The organism is Acuticoccus sediminis (assembly GCF_003258595.1).
Classification (GTDB): domain Bacteria; phylum Pseudomonadota; class Alphaproteobacteria; order Rhizobiales; family Amorphaceae; genus Acuticoccus; species Acuticoccus sediminis.
On the sequence record NZ_QHHQ01000001.1, the window covers coordinates 697,623 to 717,357 of the forward strand.

The 19,735-nt window shown below is 69.2% G+C and carries 17 protein-coding genes and 3 pseudogenes; 6 read left to right on the forward strand and 14 right to left on the reverse strand.

Features of this window, described 5'->3' with window-relative positions:
- Positions 1 to 44 precede the first annotated feature (44 nt).
- The 8 genes from DLJ53_RS03090 to DLJ53_RS03125 form a co-directional block, all read right to left on the reverse strand.
- Positions 45 to 752 carry a glutamine amidotransferase gene (locus DLJ53_RS03090; RefSeq protein WP_111342242.1) on the reverse strand — a complete coding sequence of 236 codons (708 nt, stop codon included), beginning with the start codon at positions 750 to 752 and terminating at the stop codon, positions 45 to 47.
- Positions 753 to 760: 8 nt separating this feature from the next.
- Complete coding sequence (locus DLJ53_RS03095) at positions 761 to 1,786, reverse strand: homoserine dehydrogenase (RefSeq protein WP_202912973.1); 1,026 nt, start codon at positions 1,784 to 1,786, stop codon at positions 761 to 763.
- Positions 1,787 to 1,897: 111 nt separating this feature from the next.
- Positions 1,898 to 4,069, reverse strand: a complete 2,172-nt coding sequence (locus DLJ53_RS03100) for a xanthine dehydrogenase family protein molybdopterin-binding subunit (protein ID WP_111342246.1) — start codon at positions 4,067 to 4,069, stop codon at positions 1,898 to 1,900.
- A complete protein-coding gene (locus DLJ53_RS03105) occupies positions 4,066 to 5,073 on the reverse strand; it encodes an FAD binding domain-containing protein (protein ID WP_111342248.1) in 1,008 nt (335 codons plus the stop codon). The genes DLJ53_RS03100 and DLJ53_RS03105 overlap by 4 nt, the downstream gene beginning before the upstream one ends.
- A gap of 1 nt (position 5,074) precedes the next feature.
- On the reverse strand, positions 5,075 to 5,692 hold the full coding sequence (locus DLJ53_RS03110) for a (2Fe-2S)-binding protein (protein WP_111342250.1): 618 nt from the start codon (positions 5,690 to 5,692) through the stop codon (positions 5,075 to 5,077).
- 106 nt (positions 5,693 to 5,798) lie between these two features.
- Positions 5,799 to 6,809, reverse strand: a complete 1,011-nt coding sequence (locus DLJ53_RS03115) for an alpha/beta fold hydrolase (RefSeq protein ID WP_111342252.1) — start codon at positions 6,807 to 6,809, stop codon at positions 5,799 to 5,801.
- Complete coding sequence (locus DLJ53_RS03120) at positions 6,806 to 7,336, reverse strand: SRPBCC family protein (protein ID WP_111342254.1); 531 nt, start codon at positions 7,334 to 7,336, stop codon at positions 6,806 to 6,808. Before DLJ53_RS03120 ends, DLJ53_RS03115 begins: the two co-directional genes overlap by 4 nt.
- A 158-nt stretch (positions 7,337 to 7,494) precedes the next feature.
- Positions 7,495 to 10,395 (reverse strand): ATP-binding protein, encoded by a 2,901-nt coding sequence (locus DLJ53_RS03125; RefSeq protein ID WP_162408807.1) that lies wholly within the window; start codon positions 10,393 to 10,395, stop codon positions 7,495 to 7,497.
- A 331-nt stretch (positions 10,396 to 10,726) separates the two neighbouring features.
- On the opposite strand from DLJ53_RS03125, the gene DLJ53_RS34630 reads away from it, so the two are divergent.
- The 3 genes and pseudogenes from DLJ53_RS34630 to DLJ53_RS03145 form a co-directional block, all read left to right on the forward strand.
- Positions 10,727 to 11,806 carry an alcohol dehydrogenase catalytic domain-containing protein gene (locus DLJ53_RS34630; RefSeq protein ID WP_162408809.1) on the forward strand — a complete coding sequence of 360 codons (1,080 nt, stop codon included), beginning with the start codon at positions 10,727 to 10,729 and terminating at the stop codon, positions 11,804 to 11,806.
- Positions 11,807 to 11,825: 19 nt separating this feature from the next.
- Positions 11,826 to 12,254, forward strand: a complete 429-nt coding sequence (locus tag DLJ53_RS03140) for a hypothetical protein (protein WP_111342257.1) — start codon at positions 11,826 to 11,828, stop codon at positions 12,252 to 12,254.
- A 124-nt stretch (positions 12,255 to 12,378) separates the two neighbouring features.
- A pseudogene (locus DLJ53_RS03145) lies at positions 12,379 to 13,089 on the forward strand (aldehyde dehydrogenase family protein); the annotation flags it as partial.
- A gap of 42 nt (positions 13,090 to 13,131) precedes the next feature.
- On the opposite strand, the pseudogene bla reads toward DLJ53_RS03145, so the two are convergent.
- From bla to DLJ53_RS36615, 3 genes and pseudogenes are all read right to left on the reverse strand, one after another.
- Positions 13,132 to 13,809, reverse strand: a pseudogene (bla, locus tag DLJ53_RS03150) (class A beta-lactamase); the annotation flags it as partial.
- A gap of 12 nt (positions 13,810 to 13,821) precedes the next feature.
- The gene (locus DLJ53_RS35460) at positions 13,822 to 14,013 is read right to left on the reverse strand and encodes a hypothetical protein (protein ID WP_202912975.1); all 192 of its coding nucleotides are present in this window, start codon (positions 14,011 to 14,013) and stop codon (positions 13,822 to 13,824) included.
- Positions 14,014 to 14,073: 60 nt separating this feature from the next.
- A pseudogene (locus tag DLJ53_RS36615) lies at positions 14,074 to 14,220 on the reverse strand (L,D-transpeptidase); the annotation flags it as partial.
- Between the two features lie 340 nt (positions 14,221 to 14,560).
- On the opposite strand from DLJ53_RS36615, the gene DLJ53_RS03160 reads away from it, so the two are divergent.
- Positions 14,561 to 15,556 (forward strand): LysR family transcriptional regulator, encoded by a 996-nt coding sequence (locus DLJ53_RS03160; RefSeq protein ID WP_111342263.1) that lies wholly within the window; start codon positions 14,561 to 14,563, stop codon positions 15,554 to 15,556.
- A 97-nt stretch (positions 15,557 to 15,653) separates the two neighbouring features.
- Here the strand turns inward: DLJ53_RS03160 and DLJ53_RS03165 are convergent, their stop codons facing one another.
- Complete coding sequence (locus DLJ53_RS03165) at positions 15,654 to 16,670, reverse strand: NADP-dependent oxidoreductase (RefSeq protein WP_111342265.1); 1,017 nt, start codon at positions 16,668 to 16,670, stop codon at positions 15,654 to 15,656.
- Positions 16,671 to 16,753: 83 nt separating this feature from the next.
- Here DLJ53_RS03165 and DLJ53_RS03170 point away from each other — a divergent pair, with 83 nt between their 5' ends.
- Complete coding sequence (locus DLJ53_RS03170) at positions 16,754 to 17,671, forward strand: LysR family transcriptional regulator (protein WP_111342267.1); 918 nt, start codon at positions 16,754 to 16,756, stop codon at positions 17,669 to 17,671.
- Between the two features lie 149 nt (positions 17,672 to 17,820).
- Here the strand turns inward: DLJ53_RS03170 and DLJ53_RS34635 are convergent, their stop codons facing one another.
- Both DLJ53_RS34635 and DLJ53_RS36620 read right to left on the reverse strand, forming a co-directional pair.
- Positions 17,821 to 18,204: a hypothetical protein gene (locus tag DLJ53_RS34635; protein WP_146619871.1), complete on the reverse strand. Its 384-nt coding sequence runs from the start codon at positions 18,202 to 18,204 to the stop codon at positions 17,821 to 17,823.
- 560 nt (positions 18,205 to 18,764) lie between these two features.
- Positions 18,765 to 19,394 (reverse strand): transposase, encoded by a 630-nt coding sequence (locus DLJ53_RS36620; protein WP_111344023.1) that lies wholly within the window; start codon positions 19,392 to 19,394, stop codon positions 18,765 to 18,767.
- Between DLJ53_RS36620 and DLJ53_RS03190 the strand changes: the two genes are divergently transcribed.
- Entirely contained in the window at positions 19,378 to 19,695 is a 318-nt protein-coding gene (locus tag DLJ53_RS03190; RefSeq protein ID WP_111342271.1) for a hypothetical protein, read from the forward strand. The two genes, DLJ53_RS36620 and DLJ53_RS03190, sit on opposite strands and share 17 nt — an antisense overlap.
- Positions 19,696 to 19,735: the final 40 nt, after the last annotated feature.

Sequence of the window (19,735 nt, forward strand, 5' to 3'; positions counted from 1 at the left end):
CTCCTTGCGCGGCAGGGCATGCCGTGCGGTCTCGGGGCGCTCGCCTACAAGGCGGGCGGGGTCAGGTCGGAAAGCCAACGGCGGAACATCGCATCCGCCTGGACGCCGAGGCGGTGTCCGTGTTCCACGGCGTCGGCGCGCAGGGCGTTCGGGCTGATGCCGGCGTGCGCCAGCTCCACGACGTGACCGATGAGCCAGTGCTCGAAGGTTGCGGCTATCGCTTCAGCGTGGAACTGCAGCGCGAGGATGTTCGGCCCCTTTGCGAAGGCCTGCGTCGGGCATTCGGGCGTCGCGGCGAGCCGGACGCATCCGTCCGGCAAATCGACGTTGTCGCCGTGCCAGTGGAGGACGGGCGTGCCCGCGAGTGCGGCGAGCGGGCTCGCCATCCCGTCCGGCGTCAGTTCGACCGGCGACCAGCCGATCTCCCTCACCGCCCCCGGATGGACGGCGGCGCCGAGCGCCTGCGCCATCAGCTGCGCGCCGAGGCAGATGCCCAGCGTCGGCCGGTCCGCCGCGAGGCGCGTGTGCAGGAACCGCAACTCCTGCGCAACGGCCGGATAAGTTTCTTCGCCGGCCACCCCGATCGGCCCGCCGAGGACGACCAGGAGATCGGCCGCCAGCGGATCGAGCGCGGCGAGATCGCCCCCGGCGGCCTCGACGTACCGGATTGCGTAGCCCGCCTCGGTCAGAGGGGCGGCGAAGCTGCCGAGATCCTCGAAATGGACGTGTCGGATGGCTTGCACGGTGGGCATCGCGCGCCTCATCCCGCTCGGCCGCGCGAGAGGCGCGCGGTGAGGATGTGCTCGAGGTCCTTCAGCGCGGCGGCCGCGGTCGCGGTCGGCTCTGACGCGCCGCCGATGGCGACAAGCTCGCCCATCGTGTCGGTCGCGACGCGGATCGCCTTGTCGTGGCCCGAGACGTGCGCGAGCGGATCGTTCCTGGTGAAAGTCTCCAGTCCGACGCGCGCCGCGAACCGATCGCCCTCGCGCGTCAGCCGGCCGACCAGCTTCGGGACGCGCCCTTCGCTTTGCCACGTGGCGATGTCGTCCGCGGTGATGGCCGCGATGCCTTCGACCGCGACGTCGTCGAGGGTCAGGCGGGCATCGAGGCCGAAGTTCGCAAGGATCAGGAGCTTGTAGGCCGTGTCCCAGCCCTCGAGATCGCCGCGCGGGTCGCGTTCCGCGAAGCCGCCGGCCTGCGCTTCGGCGAGCGCCTCCGCGAGCCCCACACCGCGCGTCATCATCGCGTCGAGCAGGAAGTTCGTCGTGGCGTTGAGGATCCCTTCGAGGCCGAGAACGGTGGTTCCCCGAAGATTGTAGTCGAGGAGGTCGATGGTCGGCAGTGCGGCACCGGTCGCCCCGCTGACCTTCAACGTCGCGCCCGTGCCGCGTGCGATTTCGCGCAACCGGGGGCCGGAGTGGACCAGCGCGCCCTTGGAGACGGCGATGGCGTCGCGCCCGGCTTCGAGCGCCATCGTGAGGTAGGCGAGGCCGGGGCCGCCGGTGCGGTGGTCGCTCGGCCCGGCTTCGATCACGACGTCGGCGCCGGTGGAGGCGACGAAGTCCGGCCCGCTCAGGTCTTCCTCGAGGGCGTCGAACCGCGCCTCGTCGAGCCCGGCGGGATCGAACAGGCCGCTCCGTGAACCGCAGACCGCGACCAGGCGAACGTCGACACCAAGGAGATCCCGATAGCGCGAGCGCCGGGCGAGCAGCATCGCCGCGATGGCGCGGCCGACCCGTCCGAAGCCGGTGATCGCGATCTGGCTTGTCTGCATGGTGGCACTCATTCCCCGTCCTCGGATGACGTGACAGCTGGCGATGCTGGAGCACGGACGCCACGTGCCCGCATGTAAATGCTTGTGAATCGCGCCGGTGCATGCGCCCCCGGCGACGTCCGGCTAGAGCACATGCTCGATCCTGATGGGCAGGTCGCGCACTCGCCGCCCCGTGGCGTGGTACACGGCGTTGGCAATGGCCGCCGCGACACCGACCACGCCGATCTCGCCGACGCCCTTCACCCCGGCAGCGTTCACCGCGCTGTCCTCCTCGGGCACCATGATCGCCTGCACGTCGCCGATATCGGCGTTCACAGGTAAGAGGTATTCGGCGAGGTTCGCGTTGATATAGGCGCCGTTGCGCTCGTCGATCTCGGTCGCTTCGAAGAGCGCCGAGCCGATGCCCCAGATCATTCCGCCGACGAGCTGGCTATGCGCGGTGCGCGGATTGATGATGCGCCCGCACGCGAAGGCGCCGACCGCGCGGGGCACCCGGATCTCGTGCGTCAGCGCGTGGACGCGGACCTCGACGAACTGCGCCCCCAGCGCGAACTGCACCCGGTCGGGCAAATGCACCCCGCCGGCCGGACCCGCCTGACCGCGGTAGAGTGCGCGCATCCCGTCCGGCGCGACGCCGTGCGGGCGGATTTCCGCCAGCTCCTCCACAGCGCCCATCCCGGACGCCTCCATCGCCGGGATGACGGCGGCGGGCGTCGCTGCATCGAGCCGTCGGCGGATCGCGGCGCACGCGGCCATGATCGCCGGGGCAACGCTCGCGGTGGAGGATGAGCCACCCGCGACGATGGCCGGCGGCAGGTCGCTGTCGCCGATCGCCACCGCGACCCGGTCGACAGAAACGCCCAGTTCCTCGGCGGCGACCTGCGCCATCATCGTTGTCATGCCCTGGCCGAGCTCGTGGCCGGCGCTGGCGACGTGCACCCGCCCGTCCGCGGTGAGGCGGACACGGGCGGCCGAGGCTCCGGCGTAGGTCGGATAGAACGCCGCCGCGCAGCCCCAGCCGACGCGCCAATCGCCATCCGTCATGGAGCCCGGCTCCGGGGAGCGCGCGGCCCAGCCGAATGCCGCCGCCGCCTCGTCGAAGCAGCGCATCAGCGAGCGGCTGGTGTAGGGGAGGCCGCCGACAGGGTCGGTCAGCGTGTCGTTGACGCGCCGCAGCTCCACCGGATCCATGGCAAGCTTCACGGCGAGTTCGTCGAGCGCACTCTCCAGAGCAAATCCGTACGGCATCTCGCCGGGCGCGCGCATGAAACCGGGCGTCGAGCGGTCGGCGGCGACAGCGTTCACGCGGACCGATATGTTGGGGCAGGCGTAGAGCCGCGCGGTCATCGACGCGGCGCCCATCGCCAAGGTGTCGGCGCGCGAGGTCAGTTCCCAGCCCTCGTGGCGCATCGCGGTCAGGCGGCCGTCGCGGTCCGCTGCGAGTTCAACGTGATGGCGCGTCTCCGCGCGATAGCCGGAGAGGGTGAAGCCCTGCTCGCGCGTCGGTACCAGCACCACGGGACGCCCGAGCCGCCGCGCCGCCAGTGCGACAAGGGCGGTGCGCTGGGTGAGGAAGCCCTTGGCGCCGAAGGCGCCGCCGACATATGTCGACACCACGCGGATGCGGTCCGGCTCGATCCCGAGTTGGTCCGCGAGGCCGAACTTGACGTTGTTCAGGTACTGGCTCGGCTCGTGGACGGTCAACCGGTCGCCGTCCCACACGCACTGGGTGGCGAACAGCTCCATCGGGTTCTGGTGCTGCGTCGGCGTCGAGTAGCGCGCGTCGACCGTGACGGGCGCCGCCGAGAACGCCGCCGCGACGTCGCCGGTCGTGATGGTCATCGGCTCCAGCTTCTGCACCGTGCCGGCATCGATGGCGACCGCGGTCGGCGCCTCGTCGCAGCTGACGCCGACCCGCCCTGCCGCCTCTCGCGCGGCCTCGAAGGTCTCGGCGAGGACCATGGCGACGGGCTGCCCCCAATGGGCGACCTCTGCCGATCCGAGCGGGCGCACGGAGTCCGCCAGGTAGCCGCCGGCATAGAGCGACGGGCGCTGCGGGATCGCGTCACCGACCGTCTCGTGCGTGAGGATGTCGAGGACGCCCGGGACCGCCCTCGCGGAGGTCAGCTCGAACGCCTGCACCGCGCCGCGTCCGATCCGGCTGGTAACGAGATAGGCGTAGGCCGTTCGCGGCAGGCGCACGTCACTCGCATAGCGCGCCGCGCCGGTGACCTTGGCGCGCCCTTCGACGCGTGGCACGGCGTGGGCGGGCGTCGGAAAGAGCGGAAGGTTCATGGCCGGGGCTCCATCATGGCTGCCTCGCGCAGGGCGCGGACGAGCGTCGCCTCGCCGAGGGCGATCTTGAAGGCGTTGTGAGAGTGCGGCCGCGCATCGGCGAACGCGATTCGGGCCGCCGCTTGCATGGCGCCTTGCGAGAGCGCGCCGCCCTTGAGGGCCGTCTCGGCCTCGTGCGCCCGCCACGGGACGGTCGCGACGCCGCCCAGCGCGATCCGCACGTCGCGCACCGTATCGCCGTCGAGGTCCAGCGCCACCGCGGCGGACGCGACCGCGAACTCGTAGCTCTGCCGGTCGCGGACCTTCAGGTACAGCGACCGCCACGTCCACGACCGGGCCGGAACGACGAACTCGGCGATGATCTCGCCGGGCTCCAGGCTCGTCTCCCGATCAGGTGTCGAACCGGGCAGCCGGTGCAGCGCGGCGAACGGAACGGTGCGGGCGCCATGCCGGCCGGCGACGACGACATCGGCGTCGAGCGCGATCAGCGCCTGCGCGAGGTCTCCCGGATAGGTCGCGATGCAATGCTCGCTCGTGCCAAGAACGGCGTGCGTCCGGTTGGCGCCCTCGCGAGCCGCGCACCCGCTGCCGGGCACGCGCTTGTTGCAGGCCGCCCAGGAGGGGTCGCGGAAATAGGCGCAGCGCGTCCGCTGCAGGACGTTGCCGCCCAGTTTGGCCATGTTGCGCAATTGCGCGCTCGCCGCCAGTGCCAGCGACTGCGCGATCACGGGGTAGTCGGCAACGACGGCGGGGTCGGCGGCGACGTCGGCCATCCTGGCGAAGGCACCGAGGCGCAGCCCTTCCGGGCCGGCGCGAACGTGCCCCAGCTCTGCTTCCAGCGCCCTCAGATCGACGAGGCGGCTCGGCTGCATGACGTCGAGCTTCATGAGGTCGATGAGTGTGGTGCCGCCGACGAGGATGGCATCGGACGAGGGCTCGGCCTCGGCCATGGCGAGGACGGCCTCGGCCAGCGACGCCGGGCGGATGTACGCGAACGGACGCATCTCAGCCCTCCACCAGGTCGCGGGCCTCGAGCACCGCGCGCACGATGTTGGGATAGGCGGCGCAGCGGCACAGGTTGCCGCTCATGGCTTCGCGGATCTCGTCCTCGGTGCCCGCGCGCCCCTCCCGGACGCAGCCGACGGCGGACAGGATCTGCCCCGGCGTGCAGTAGCCGCACTGGAAGGCGTCGTGGTCGATGAACGCCTGCTGCATCGGGTGCAGCGTGCCGTCCGGCCCCGCCAGCCCCTCGATGGTGGTGACCTCGCGCCCCGCCACCGCCACCGTAAGCGTGAGGCAGGACAGCTCCCGGCGACCGTCGACGAGGACCGTGCAGGCCCCGCACTGGCCGTGGTCGCAGCCCTTCTTGGCGCCGGTGAGGCCGAGGTGATCGCGCAGCGCATCGAGGAGGGTGGTGCGGGGGTCGATCTCGACCCGGTACATGCGCCCGTTGACGGCGAGGTTGGTTTCGGAGGCGTCGCGCGTCTCTGCCGTCGAGGGCGGCGGAGCGGTCCGGGCCGCCGCATCGCTCGCCACGAGAGGCAATGCACTGCTTGCCGCCGCCCCGATCAGGAATTGCCTGCGGCCTTCGTGGTAGTTCGGGCGTCTTGGTGTGCGCTTCATGGGGTTTCCCTTCACTGCGGGTGAGCCGTCGGCGGCCGGCGCCGGCGATCAGGCGGTCCGGGGCGATTTTCGCTTCGTTGCGTGCCGGCGGAGTTGGCCGGGCGTCTCAGTTGGCCTCGACCCGGCCGATGAATGCGGTCAGGAGACGAATGACGTCCTCCGGGGCCTCCTCGGCGACGTAGTGCCCGACGCCTGGAAGATGCTCGATGCGCGGCTCGCTGAAGCGGGCCTCCATCAGTTCGACGAGGAGCGGGTGGCCGAGGCCCCCGATCCCGAGCGAGGGCGTGCCCAGCGTGTCCGGATAGGTGAGCTGATCGTCGAGGTCCTGCGCGTAGGCCTGATACCAGCCGTTGCCGCCACGGATCCCGTCGGGCGTGTCGTACGCGGCGGCGTAGACCGCGCGGTCGCGCTCCGTCAGGGCGTCCTTGCGATAGAGGAGCTGGTCCCAGAACCAGCCGTGGAGGATGTGGGCGCGGCCTTCGATCAGCGCCTCGGGAAGGTCCGGCACCTGGTTGAAGGCGAACCACCAGAGGAAGAAGTCCTCCGAGAAGGTCCCCGTAAGGGGGCGGGGCGGCACCAGCCGCAGGTCACGCGTGCTCTGCGGCTGCGCCGCGACGTCGAGAAATGTCACCGACATCGCCGCCTCGGGGGAGTTGGCCGCGAAGGCGTAGGCGACCTGCGATCCGATGTCGTGGCCGACGAGGTGCGCCTCACTGTAGCCGAGGTGCGCGATCAGCTGGCGGATGTCCTCGGCCATGGTCTTCTTGTCATAGCCGCCGCCGGGCTTGTCCGTGGCGCCCATGCCGCGAATGTCGACCGCGATGACATGATGGTTCTGCGCAAGGGCGGGCATGATCTTGTGGAACGCCCACCAGGTCTGCGGCCAGCCGGGCATCAGGATGACCGGCGACCCTTCGCCGCCTTCGACGTAGTGCATGCGGATGCCGTTCACCTCGGCGAAGCGACGCTCGAAGCCGGGAAGCTCCCGGACCAGACTGTCGTCGGACACGTCGATCCCGGCGTAGGGGTTTGCCTTGTCGGTCGTCTGCGCGAGCGCGGCGGTCGGGAGGACGAGCGCTGCGATTGCGGCCGCGATTAGAAACGGGCGGCTTGTCATTGTACGGTACTCCGCTCGCGGGGGCGGGAACGGCCGTCGCGTGCGATGGTCTCGGCGGCGCCGGCCAGCATTTCGACCCAGTCCTGGTGATATCGGTACAGTGCTCCGGGGTTCTTCCGGCCGATCAGATCCAGGAAAAACGGGCCTTGCAGGGTCTCTTCGGTCAGAAGATGCGCGCCGGTCGCAGTCGGCGTGACGATCCAGCCGTGGACCGCGGTCGACCCGGTTTCGTCGCCATCGACGGTCGTCGCCCAGGTGAGCTTGCGCTGCGGAACCCACCCGGTCACGACGCACCGCATCGGATATCCGACCGTCACCCGTGTGAACCGGGTTCCGAGGCGAAGCTCACTCTCGTCACCGTGGATCGAGACGCGATCCTCCGGCGGGAAGTACCGCGACCAGTTTTCCGCCTCGACGAGCAGCTTCCACACCACCTCCGGCGGTGCGTCCACGTCGGTCTCGTTCAGCGCATAAAGGGCCGAGACGCGCGGATCGTGCTCGGGTGGGAATGCAACCTTTTCCAGCATGTCCGGCTCCAGGCTTCCGTGATTGGCGGACGTACAGCCGTCGCGCCCGGTTGCCTGGAGGTAGTGGCGCAGGTCCTCGGCAGACTATGCAGATTCTCTCAGGAGCTGGTTCGTTTCGCTCATTTGCGCGGCCGCCAACCGACGATTGTTCGCCGGCCCTAAGTCTGTGTGTCGCGAATCCCGGCCGCGGGACCAGTCCCTGCCAGAAGCGCACGGGCGCGCACGAGGTCGCGCGTCGAGAGCCCCTCGTCGAACCGCCGATAGTGCTGGTCGAGCTGCTCCGCGGCGCCGCGCTGCGAGCCCAGATCCATCATGGCGGTGGCGATGCGAAGCTGCCACGAACGCGCTCCCATCGCCTCCGCGTCGGCCATGGCGCGGGCGAACAGGCCGGCGGCTCCGTCACGGTCGCCGCTGCGCATGTGCACGACGCCAGCGACCCGCAGCACTTCCGGCCGACACCACGTCTCGCGCTGTGTCGCAACGCCGGCCTCTGCGGCGGCGATCGTTGTTTGCGCCTCGTCGAGGTCGCCGCGCGCCGCGAGCGCTTCGGCGAGGACGCTCCGATAGAACGGGACGCGGATCAGGAACCGGGCCCGTTCGAGCTCGGCGATGGAGGCGCGCAAGGCATCGATCGCGTCCGTGCTGCCACGCTCGGTGACGGCCCATGCGGTGAGCGTCTTCGCCAGCGGTCGCCACACCCAGATGTCGTTGCGACACACCGTGTCGTAGAGGAGCGCCAGATACGCGTCCGCCTCGTCCACCGCGCCGCGCCAGAGCGCCACCAGAAGCGCCGATGCGACGAGCGAGTTGGAGACCGAGACGCCGTGGTCGATCGAAAGTGCGGTGTCGACAGATTGCGTCGCGGCGCGCGCCGCCTGATCAGGATAACCGAGTAGCCAGAGCGTCAGCGAACGCGTGCTGTGGATCGCGACGGTCCGGTCGAAATGGAACCGGCCCAGCTTGACGGGCGGCGATCTGGGCTGACGGCCGCGCGCCAGCGTCTCGATCCGGCGGTGCGCGGATTTAAGGTCGCCGGTCTGGAACTCCGCGAGCGCGCGGAGCCGTTCGCCGTCGGGGAGCGCGGCGGCATCCTCGCGCGCCGCAACCTCGGCAAATCCGCCCAGCGGCGCGAACGCGTCGGCCGGCCGGCCCGAGTAGATCAGGTAGTACACGAGGCCCCAGAGTGCGCGCAGCTCGATGTCAGCATTTGCGTTGCGTCTGGCAAGTTCGATGCAACGCTCCCACGCCCCCTCGATCTCGGGGACGAGCGTTTCCTCCAGCGTCAGACCCCATGCGTGCGAGGCGCGAAGCTTGGCCTCGATGGGGCCGTTCTCGCACACTCCGCTCTCGAATACGGTGAGGGCGCGCGCAACGTGGGACCGGCTTTCGCCGACGAGCGAAAGCGCGTCCCACAGCGGGATCGCGGCGCTCGTCAGCCGGAGTCCGAGATGCGCATCGCCGCCGGGAGCGAAGGCCCAGACGAGCGCCTTGCGCAGGTCGTCGATCCGGACGGCATAGGATGCCGCCCAGTCGCGGGTCGGGCGGGAGTTCCATTCCGCTTCGGCGTGCTCGAAAACGCCAAGCAGGTGCTCCGCATGCCGGCGGGTGCGATCGCGATCTTCCCCCGCGGCCTCGAGACGACCGGAGGCGTACACCCGCGTGCTTTCGAGGAGGCGGTGGCGCAAGGCGCCGTCGCGCACGCTGCTCGCGATGAGGGATTTGGCGGTCAGCCCGGCGATGCCTGCGGCGAGCTCGGCAGGGGCGAGCTCTGCGTCCGCGACGACGGCGATCGCGTCGTCGCTGCTGAAGTAGCCGGCGAACACCGAAACGCCGCGCAGGATGCAGGCTTCGGTGTCCGAGAGCAGACTGTAGCTCCAGTCGAGCGTCGCCGTCAGCGTCTGCTGTCGCAGCGGCGCGTTGCGAGGACCGTGCGTCAGGAGCGACAGGCTGTCCGAGACCGAAGCGCGGATCGTGCCGAGTTCGAGCGTGGTCGCGCGCGCGGCGGCGAGTTCGATCGCCAGCGGGATGCCGTCGAGCAGCCGGCAGATGTCGGCCACGACCGGAGCATCGTCACCGGCGAGTTCGTAGCCGCTCCGCTCGCGCGCACGGGTCACGAACAACTCGACGGCAGCGTAGGCGAGCGCCTCCTGCGGCAGCAAGGCGGAGCCAGGCGCCGGGCTGGCGAGAGGCTCCAGCCGGAAGACGTGCTCCTGGGCGAGGCCGAGCGGGGCCCGGCTCGTCGCCAGAATCGTTGCATCTGGAACCTGTCTGCAGATCCGGTCCGACGCGACGGCGACCGCATGGGCGAGATGCTCGCAACCGTCGAGCAGGAGGAGGCTGGGCCGATGGCGCAGCGCGGCGACGGTCGCATCGAGCGCGTTCGGGTACGTCGCGGCGCCGAGCGCGGCCGCGATCGCGATCGGAACCAGTTGCGGATCCCCGACCGTCGAGAGGTCGACGAAGATCACGGTCTGCCCCTGCGCGGCGGCATCGCGGGCCGCGGCCGCGGCAACGGTCGTCTTGCCGACCCCGCCCGCGCCGACGATCGTCACGAGCCGCGCCCGGCTCAGGTGCCTCGCGACGGCCGCGATATCGTCGGCGCGGCCGATGATGCCGAGATCCCCCGGAAGGTTCGGCGGCAGGTTCGGCGGGGGAGTCGTTGAAGCTGCCGTCTCCGGCGGCGCGACGCTGACCGGAGCGACGAAGCGATAGCCCCGCCCGATCTCAGTGGCGATGAACGTCATCCCCGGTGCCGCGGCAGAGAGGGCGCGGCGCAGGGCGGCGATGTGGACCCTCAGATTGTCGTCTTCGACGAACGTGTTCGGCCAGGCGTGGCGGAGCAACTCCTCTTTCGAGACGGCACCACCGGCCCGCGCGACGAGAAACGTCAGGATGTCGAACGCGCGCGAGCCGATCGCGAGCGGCCCGTCGGCCCCCAGGAGCAGCCGTTGCTGCGGGAGGAGACGGAACGGCCCGAAAACGTAGCTTGCGCGTTCGATAGCGTTGCGCCCGGCGTCGGCGGCCGACTCGTCCGAATTCTCATCGTCACGTGAAGACACGGCGTGCGCTTTCTCCGAGGGCACGATCCAACCGAACAGAAGTCCCGACCGGTCTCGGCGATGAAACCTGCACGGTGTCGACGATGCAACGCATCGGCGTCGACCGCAGAATTCATACCAGATTATGTCGCTTAACGAGACAGTCATCCAAGCGCCGCGCAAAAACTCCGGCCGAACGGTTGCCTCCGGCGCTCGATGCGAGCGACGCGGCGAAGGGGGTCGGCGGAGCTCCTCGCGCCGGCAGGCCGAAGGCAACCATCCTTGCAGTCGCCGATGTCGCGCGACGAATCCGGCTGCTTGCCCGAACCTTCCAACAATTCGTGGAGCCACCATGGAAACGATGCGCGCTGTCGTAGCGGAACAGTTCCGCAAGCCGATGGAACTCATGGACGTCCCGGTCCCGGAGATCGGCGCCGACGACATTCTCGTCCGACCCAGCGCCTGCGGCATCTGCCGGACCGACTGGCACGTCTGGAACGGGGACTGGGTCTGGGGCGGCCTAAAACTTCCGCTGCCGATCACGCTCGGTCACGAGATCGGCGGCGTGGTCGACCGCGTCGGCGCCAACGTCAAACGCCTGAAGCCGGGGATGCGCGTCTGCGTCCCGTTCAACTTCGGTGACGGGGACTGCCCCTACTGCCGCAAGGGCCTGTCGAACCTTTGCGACAATCCGGCATGGGGCTTCACCACCCCGGGTTCGGGCGGCTTCGCACAGCTGGCAAAGGTTCCGAACGCAGACTTCAATTGCATCGAGCTGCCCGCCAACGTCACGGAGAAGGACGCCGCGGCGCTGGGCTGCCGCTACATGACCTCCTTCCGGGCCGTGAGGACGCGGTCTGAGGTCCAGGGCGGCGAGACCGTCGTCGTGGTCGGTGCCGGTGGCGTCGGCCGGTCGGCCGTTGAGATCGCATCGGCGTTGGGCGCGCTGGTGGTCGCGATCGACACCAAGGACAGCGCGCTCGAAGCCGCCAAGGCGGTCGGGGCGAGCCACGCGATCAACTCGTCCGGCCTCACCCCCGAGGAGGTCCGCGAAAGCCTGGACACGCTCATTGGCAGCCGGGGGGCCGACGTCGCGATCGACGCGATGGGCGGTCAGAACTCGACGCTCACCGCGCTGCACACGCTGGCCAAGGGCGGGCGACTGTGCGTCGCGGGGCTGACGACGCAGGACGACAAGGGCGCGATCACGCTGCCGGTGGACCTCATGGTGTTCCGGGAATGGTCGCTCGTCGGCACGCTGGGCAACCCGCACGCGGACTATCCCGAACTCCTCCGCCTGGTCGACAGCGGCAAGCTGCAGCCTGGCCGGCTGATCACGGAGGAGGTCGCGCTCGCGGACGTTCAGGGCGTCTTCGATCGACTGCCGACCTTCGAGACCGAGGGTTTCGTCGTCGTCACCGACTTCAACTGAAATATACGGACAAACAACCATGCCCATCATGTTTCTGAGCGCTGCCGAAGGCACGTTCGACCAGGCGGCGAAGGATGAGATCGCCGAGAAGCTGACTGATCTTGGCGCCGAGTGCGAGCGCTTGGCCCGGACCCCATTCATCCGCAGCACGACGTACCTGCACTTCTGCGACCTTCCCGCCGGCGACATCTACCATGGGGGCAAGCGGGCCACGGCTAAGATCGCGACGCTTCTCGTGAACGCCCTCGAAGGCGGCTTCGACGCGACCGCGAAGGAGGTCTTCATGGAGCGCGCCACGAAGATCCTCGGCGACGCCTCCGGCCAGAGTGGCCGCGTGCCGGCCTACGTCATCTTCCGGGACGTCTCGAACATCAGCCTCGGCCTGTTCGGCGGCACGGCCACGCTGAAGGATCTGCGCGAACCCGACCCTGACGCGAAGCCGATCTGATGCCCCCGCTGAAGAACTTCGCCCTCCTGCGCGATGCCTGCCTTGTCGGCGGCCGCTGGATCCACGCGGCCGACAGCGCCACCATTGCCGTCACCGCACCCGCGTCGGGTGAGACGGTCGGCACTGTCCCCCGACGCGCACGTCGATGGAACTGGGCGGCAACGCGCCGTTCATCGTGTTCGACGACGCCGACATCGACGCGGCGGTGGAGGGGGCGGTCGCCTCGAAGTACCGCAACGCCGGGCAGACGTGCGTGTGTGCCAACCGCATTTTCGTGCACGACGGCGTCCACGATGCGTTCGTCGAGAAACTGGCGGCGCGGGTGGCGACCCTCAAGGTCGCAGGGGGCTTCGAAGCGGGCGCCGACGTCGGACCGCTGATCGACGAGGCGGCGCGCGACAAGGTGGCGGCGCTGATCGAGGAGGCGCGCGCGGGCGGAGCGAGGGTTGTCGCCGGAGGCCGGCCGCACGCCCTCGGCGGCACCTTCTTCGAGCCGACCGTCGTCACCGGGGTCACGCCGCGAATGAGCCTGTTTCGTGAAGAGATCTTCGGCCCGGTCGCGGCGGTCGTCCGCTTCCGCGATGAGGCCGAGGTGACGGCGATGGCGAATGACACCCCGTTCGGCCTCGCCGGCTATGTCTACGGTCGCGACGTCTCCCGCATCTGGTGCACCGCTGAGGCGCTCGATTTCGGCATCGTCGGCTGCAACACCGGCCTGATCTCCACCGAGGTCGCCCCGTTCGGCGGCATGAAGGAGAGCGGCCACGGCCGCGAGGGCTTCTACCACGGCGTGGAGGATTATCTGGAGGTGAAGTACCGCTGCCTCGCGGTCTGACGGCAGCGGCGCGCGGCGGTCATGAGATCGCCACGCGTGGCCTCAGCGCGAGAGCAGCACGTCGGCGACGGCCTCGCCGATCCGTATCAGCTCAGCGTTCCGCGTCGCGAAGTCCGTCGGCGTGTCGGAGATGTAGATCGCCACGAACCACGGCGCGCGGTCCGGCGGCGTGACCATTGCGACGAGGCTGCGGGTATACCCGTTGCCGGCGCCGGACTTGTCGGCGACGTGCCGGTCGGCCGGCAGCGCGTCGCGGATCAGCGCGCCGGTGACGCCGCCGCGGCTCATCCAGTCGCTCAGGATGTCGCGGGAGGCGGGCCCGAGCGCCGGGCCGAGCAGCATCGCTTTCCAGGTGGCGACGATCGCGGTCGGCGTCGTCGTGTCGCGCGGATCGCCGGGCGCGAAGTCGTTCACCGCCGGTTCTGTGCGGTCGAGACGGGTCGTGTCGTCGCCGGTCCGGCGCAGGAAGTTCGTCACCGCCTGCGGACCGCCGAGCCGTTCAATCAGAATGTGGGCCGCCGAATTGTCGCTGACGTCGAGCGTCGCGAGGCACAGGTCCGCCAGCGTCATCGTCCCGCCGACCTTGGTTTCCGTGACCGGCGCATAGTCGAGCATGTCCTCGGATGCGAACGGCGCCTGGTCGGACCGCGCGAGCTTGCCGGCGTCGGCTCGCTCCAGCACGGCCCCGCACAGGACCGACTTGAACGTGCTCGTCATGAGGAAGCGCTCGTCCTACCGATGGCCCCATGTCCAGCCGGTGGCGTTGTCTTCGACCGGGACGCCGATCCGCCCGCCGAGGTCGACCTCGAGCGTACGCACCACCGCACCGAGTCGCTCGGCGGAATCCTCGGCCCTCGGCGCCCCGGCGGTCATCGCGATGACGAGCGCGCCGAGGATCGGCGCGGCACGCGTTCTGAATCCCATGATCGAAGATCCTTGTTGCAGTCGTGTTTATGGCGCGGCCGTTGTAGCGCCGGGCGCATCTCAGCTCGTGGCGGCGGAGAGGGCGGGCAATACGACGACCCGCGTTCCGACCGGGAGGCGGGCGTAGAGGTCGATGATGTCCTGATTGAACGGCCGCACGCATCCCGAGGACACCATGGTCCCGATCGCGCTCGGCTCGGTCGTGCCGGCGGGCTCGCCGGTCGGGTCGGGGACCTCCTGCTGCAGAAGGTGCGGAGCGATGCGGCGGACGTCTATGGCCGGGATTGCAAACGGCTCGGTGTCGATCGCCGCATACATCGCCGAGTACATCGCGAACGCGCGACGGTGCTCCAGGACGACCTGCCGCGCGGCAAGGTCGTCGTCCCGCGTCACACAGGCGGCGAGGGCGAACGGGGTGGTGACCCCGAAGGCCCGCCGGCTAATCGTCATTCGGGGATCGCTCCTTTTGCGCCGGCAACTATGGCTGGCGAGACAAGGCAACGTCCATCGGCTATGAGTTTCTATAGATCATAATCAAAAGTTTGGGATGGGCCTCGCCCCGGCGCTGCGTGTGTTCGTTCGCACGGTGGAACGTGGATCGATCAGCGCCGCCGCCCGCGACCTGTCCGTCTCACAACCGGCGGTCAGCAAGCATCTGCGCAATCTGGAGAGCCACGTCGGTGCACGGCTGCTCGAACGCTCGGCCCGGCTCGCCCGGCCCACCCCGACGGGGCAGACGCTCTACGAGGGCGCACGGGACGGCCTCGCGACCATCGAGGCTGCGCTGGAGGGCGTGCGACGTGACATGGGCGCCGTCGAGGGGCATCTGCGGGTTCATGCGCCGACATGCATTGATGGCAAGCAACTCCATCCGATCGTGCTGGCATTCCAGCAGCGCCATCCCGGCGTCACCGTGGATCTCGCGCTGGAGGACCGCGTCGTCGATCTCGTTTACGAGAATTTCGACCTCGCGCTGCGTCTCGGCCGTCCGGACGGCGCGGGGCTGATCGTCCGTCCGATCGGCGTGACGCGACGCATCCTCGTCGCGGCGCCGGACCTTCTGGCGCGGACCGGGCCGATCGAGACGCCCGAGCGGCTGATGGAGGTGCCGGTCGTCGTCCCGATTTCGACGGCGCCCGACTCCACGCTGGCGCTCAGTCGGGCGGGGACGGACATCGCGGTGCCGGTCCGCTCGGTCCTGCGCAGCAACAATCCCGACGTGCTCGTGCGGACGCTTGTTTCGGCTCACGCCGTCGGCCCGGTGCAGCAGCTGCTCATCTCGCAGGAGCTGTCCGATGGTCGGCTCGTTTGCATCCTGCCGGAGTACGAGGCCCGGTCCTCGGAGGTCTACTTCACCTTTCTGTCGGTACGCTTCATGCGATCGCTGGTCCGCGCCTTCACCGACTTCTCGGTCGCAGCGCTCCGCCAGGTCGAGGGGATCGGTGCGGTCGGTTCGACGTCCGTCGGCCCCGGCACCGGCAGGCTGCGGGTCCCCGAGACGACCGACTGGACCGTCGCGTTCGCCGGCGTGGCGGGCGACTAGCCGGACGGCCGAATCGGCGGGGGAGGCCAGCCCGCCGAGCGGCGTCGCGCATAGCGCGGCCGACCATACCCGGCGGGTGCGATGCAGGACGGGTCGTCTATCGGACGGTGAGGACGACCTTGCCGGGGACGCCGCCCTTCATGGCGCGCTCGTGGGCGCGCGCCGCCTCGGCGAGGGGAAAGGTCTCGCCGACCTCGACGCGCACCGTGCCGTCGGCCAGCAGGCGGGCCGCCTCGGCGAGCTGCGGGCCGTTCGAGCGAACCTGCGTCGAGGAGACGGTGATGCCCCGCTCCCGCGCCGTGTCCTGTCCCTGGAAGCCGAGCGGGTTGACGAGGAACAGCGCCCCGCCGGGCCCGAGGACGCGCAGAAACCGCTCCATGCCCGCCCCGCCGACCGCGTCGATCACGAGGTCGACTCCGGAGACGACGTCCTCCGCATTTTCCACTTTGTAGTCGATGACGTCGTCCACCCCGAGTTCGCGCAGCAGCGGAGCGTTGCGACCGGCGGCGACACCGATGACGCGCGCCCCCTTCCACGTCGCGAGCTGCACGACGAGATGGCCGACGCCACCGGAGGCCCCGTTGACGAGCACCGTCCGCCCCTTCAGCGGAACCGGCTCGTGGCGGACGGGCTGGAACGGGTTGGGCGCGTCGTGGCCGAGATCGACCAGGAACTGCCAGGCGGTCAGAAGCGACATCGGCGCGCCGGCGGCAGCGATGTGGTCGATCCCGGCCGGCTTGCGCGCCAGCTCCGTTGCCGGGACGCTGACGAACTGCGCGTACGCGCCGCTCCCCGTCATCAGCTTCTCGGGGAAGCCGACCATGGCGAACACCTCCTCGCCCGGCGCGAAGCCGGTGACGTCGTCCGCCATCCGCTCGACCGTCCCCGACACGTCCGTGCCGATGATCAGCGGGAAGGCCGGATCGGGCCGCCACTCGGGCGGCAGCGCGCGATAGCCGTCGCGCAGATAAAGGTCCGGCGGATTGATGCCGACGGCATGAACCCGCACCAGCACCTCGCCCGGACCGATCGCCGGCACCGGCGCGTCCTCGTAGGTCAGAACCTCCGGCCCGCCGTATGCGTGCAGGCGGACCGCTTTCATCATGGTGCTCATGGGAGCCCCCTCATTGCTTGCACGGCACAGCTAGGGACTTCCAGCACGTTGATAATGACAGCCGACGGTCTAACTCTTGTTACATGGCGGAACAGATCGCGCTCGATCGGCTGACCGGGCTGCTGGCCTTTGCCCGTGCGGCGTCGCTTGGCAGCTTCACGGCGGCGGCACGCTCGCTGTCGATCTCGCCGTCGGCGGTGAGCAGGAGCGTGCAGCGACTGGAGGCCCGGCTCGGCGTGTCGCTGTTCACCCGGACGACGCGGGCGCTGACGCTGACGCCCGAGGGGCGCGAGCTGTTCGAGCGTGCGCTGCGCCTCCTGCGCGAGGTCGAGGAGATCGAGCAGGCCGCGATGACGGCGCGATCCGATCCGGTGGGCACGCTGCGGGTCGCGACGTCGCTGCCGCTCGGCGTCCATGTGATCGCGCCGGCGCTTCCGGCCTTCCGGCGGCTCCACCCCATGGTGTCGATCGACCTTCGGCTGAGCGACCGGTTCGTCAACATCGTGGAGGAGGGGGTCGACGTCGCCGTTCGCATCGGCGAGCTCGGCGATGCCCGGCTGATCTCGCGGCGGCTGGCGGCGTGCCGGCTCTGCGCCTTCGCGGCGCCGTCCTACCTCGCCGCCCGCGGCACGCCGCAGCATCCCGACGAGCTGTCCGGCCACGACACCGTCAACCTGCAATATCAGAGCAGCGGCCAGCCGTTCCGCTGGCCGTTCCGGGTCGACAATCGCACGATCGAGATCGTCCCGCAGCCCGGCATCGTCGCCGACGTGAGCGACGCCGTCGTGGCCGCGCTGGTGGCCGGCGGCGGCATCGGGGTGACGGCGACCTTCCTCGCCGCGCCGTTCGTCGCACGCGGAGACCTCGCGCCCGTTCTCGCCGACTACGCCGTCGACCACCACGACATCACCGCCGTCTGGCCCGAAAGCCGCGCGACGAACCCCGCCGTCCGCGCCTTCCTCGACTGGCTCGCCGGCGTGTTCAGCGATCTAGATCGCTGACGGTCTGATCGGGCGCCGCCGGCGGGCGTGAAGACCTCCTTTGAGATCTTAACAAGGCGATAGTTGAGCAGACAGCAACGCTGAAGAATCGGTGCGAGCTGGAGAATGTTCGCTCCCAGGCCCTCTCTCTCCGCCAGTCTTATCATCGATCAATTTGGATTTGATTGGCGCTTCTGGGGCGGACGGAAATTCTGTCCCACGTTCTGTCCCACATCCCTGCCCGACTGCTGGCGCACTTCGGTGAACGCGTGCGGATAGACGGTTCGGGTCGGCGCATGAACGTCGGCTCTACCGTCCATTTCAACCCGACCGAGGGCCACATCCTTGCTGGCGTGCAGATCGACGAGCACCGCTTTCTGGCGCGGGTAACGTCGCCGCAGCTCTTTCACATCGCTCCCGACCCGCGTGACACGGAGGACAAGCGCAAGCTCGCCGCATCGAAGGATGCGCAGGATCTGCCGGAGATCCGCCACAAGGTGCAGCGGCTCTTTGAAGGTGCGAAAGCCTGCGGTGCCGTTTGGTGCTGCGGTCATCGAGTTACTCCAGCCTTATGCCCCTTGGCGAAAGCGTTGAGCATCTCTTCGAACTGGTCGACGAACTCGATCAGGTCATCGCTGGCGCGAAGCATCGCGTCTCCGCACGAGTGGCGGACCCCATCCCGGCAATGGACTCCGCGCCTGCTGTGTAGAACCTGATGCGCGCCTCCAGCGAGTCCCATTCGTCGATCAGGTTGGACAGTGTGGGTGCCACGTCGCTCTCCGCGACTGTCCGGTCGCAGGCGATGGTCTTGGCGGTAGGCACTGCTTCCCCCACCGCCGGCTCGGCGGTCTTCCGCAAAGTCGGTATCCCAATTGTCTGCGATAACCACCAACGCGGTGCTCATAACTAACCAGCCGCGGAACGTTTCGGACAAATACAAAGATAGTTATCGGAGCCAGTATGACGTCGGTGACAAGCAATCAGTTGCGAGCGGTCGGTACACTCGCGGGAGTATAGCAAAAGCGGCTCGCTGAGAAATCCGGCGTCAGTATCAATACGATTCGCAATATGGAGGGTCGCGGCTCCGAGGAGATAGCCAGTGGTGCCGTTACTGTCATGAAGGTGCTGGCCGCGATGGAAGCGGCCGGCGTAGAATTTGCGAATAGTGGACAGCCGGGCGTTCGTCTCCAAAAGACAGCGGAATTATAAACCTACCGTCAAGGACCGCGCGGGGCACGGAGGGCGGCTTCGAGCCTCTCGGTTGCTCGGCAGCCGCAAGTTCAAACGCCGCGTCTGTCCGTAGTTGCTCGACCTCGTCCTCGATTTTCTTCTCGTCGGGGAGCGTAGCGATCCGGTTGTCCTTGTCCGCGCGCCGATAGATCTGGCGGGCGACAGCGATGAGGATGGTCTTCGGGGCCTTGCCCTTCTGGCGCATCCGCTCGCGCATGGCGACGAGGTTCGGGATGCGGCGCGGTGCCGTGAGGGCTGCGATGTAGAGCGCTTCGCGAACCTTGCGGTGCGCGCCCCAGATGCGGCGCGTGCCGCGCCGGGTTCCGCTCTCCCGGGCGTGGGGTGCGAGGCCGGCGAGGGACGCATTGCGGCGCCGGTCGAGCCTGCCGAGTTCGGGAAGTTTGCCCCGGAGAAGTGGCGAGGACCATCGGGCCGATGCCAGGTACGGCGCGCAGAAGCCGAGCTTGTGAAGAAAGCGTCCGGTCGTCTTCGATGAATTGAGCGATGGCGCGATCGAGTTCGGCGATCTGGCGTGTGAGGAGGTCGATCATCGCCTCGATCTGGGCGGCGATCTCGTCCTGGCCGGCGTTGTGCCGGCGCGTCGTCTCGGCCTTGCCGATATCGACCAACTGCCTGCAGTACCTGAGGAAATCGGACAGCCGGCTGCGCGCCGGGCTGCTTGGGCGAGTGATGGGGAGGTCGAGGACCGAGCCCATCTGGGCGAGCACGCGGGCATCAACCCGGTCGGTCTTGGCGAGGACGCCGGTGGCCCTGACGAACTCGCGCCTGGCGTGGATTGGTCCACGAGAAGGTGACGCCGCATTCGGTGAGTGCAGCGTTGAGCGGGCCTTCGCG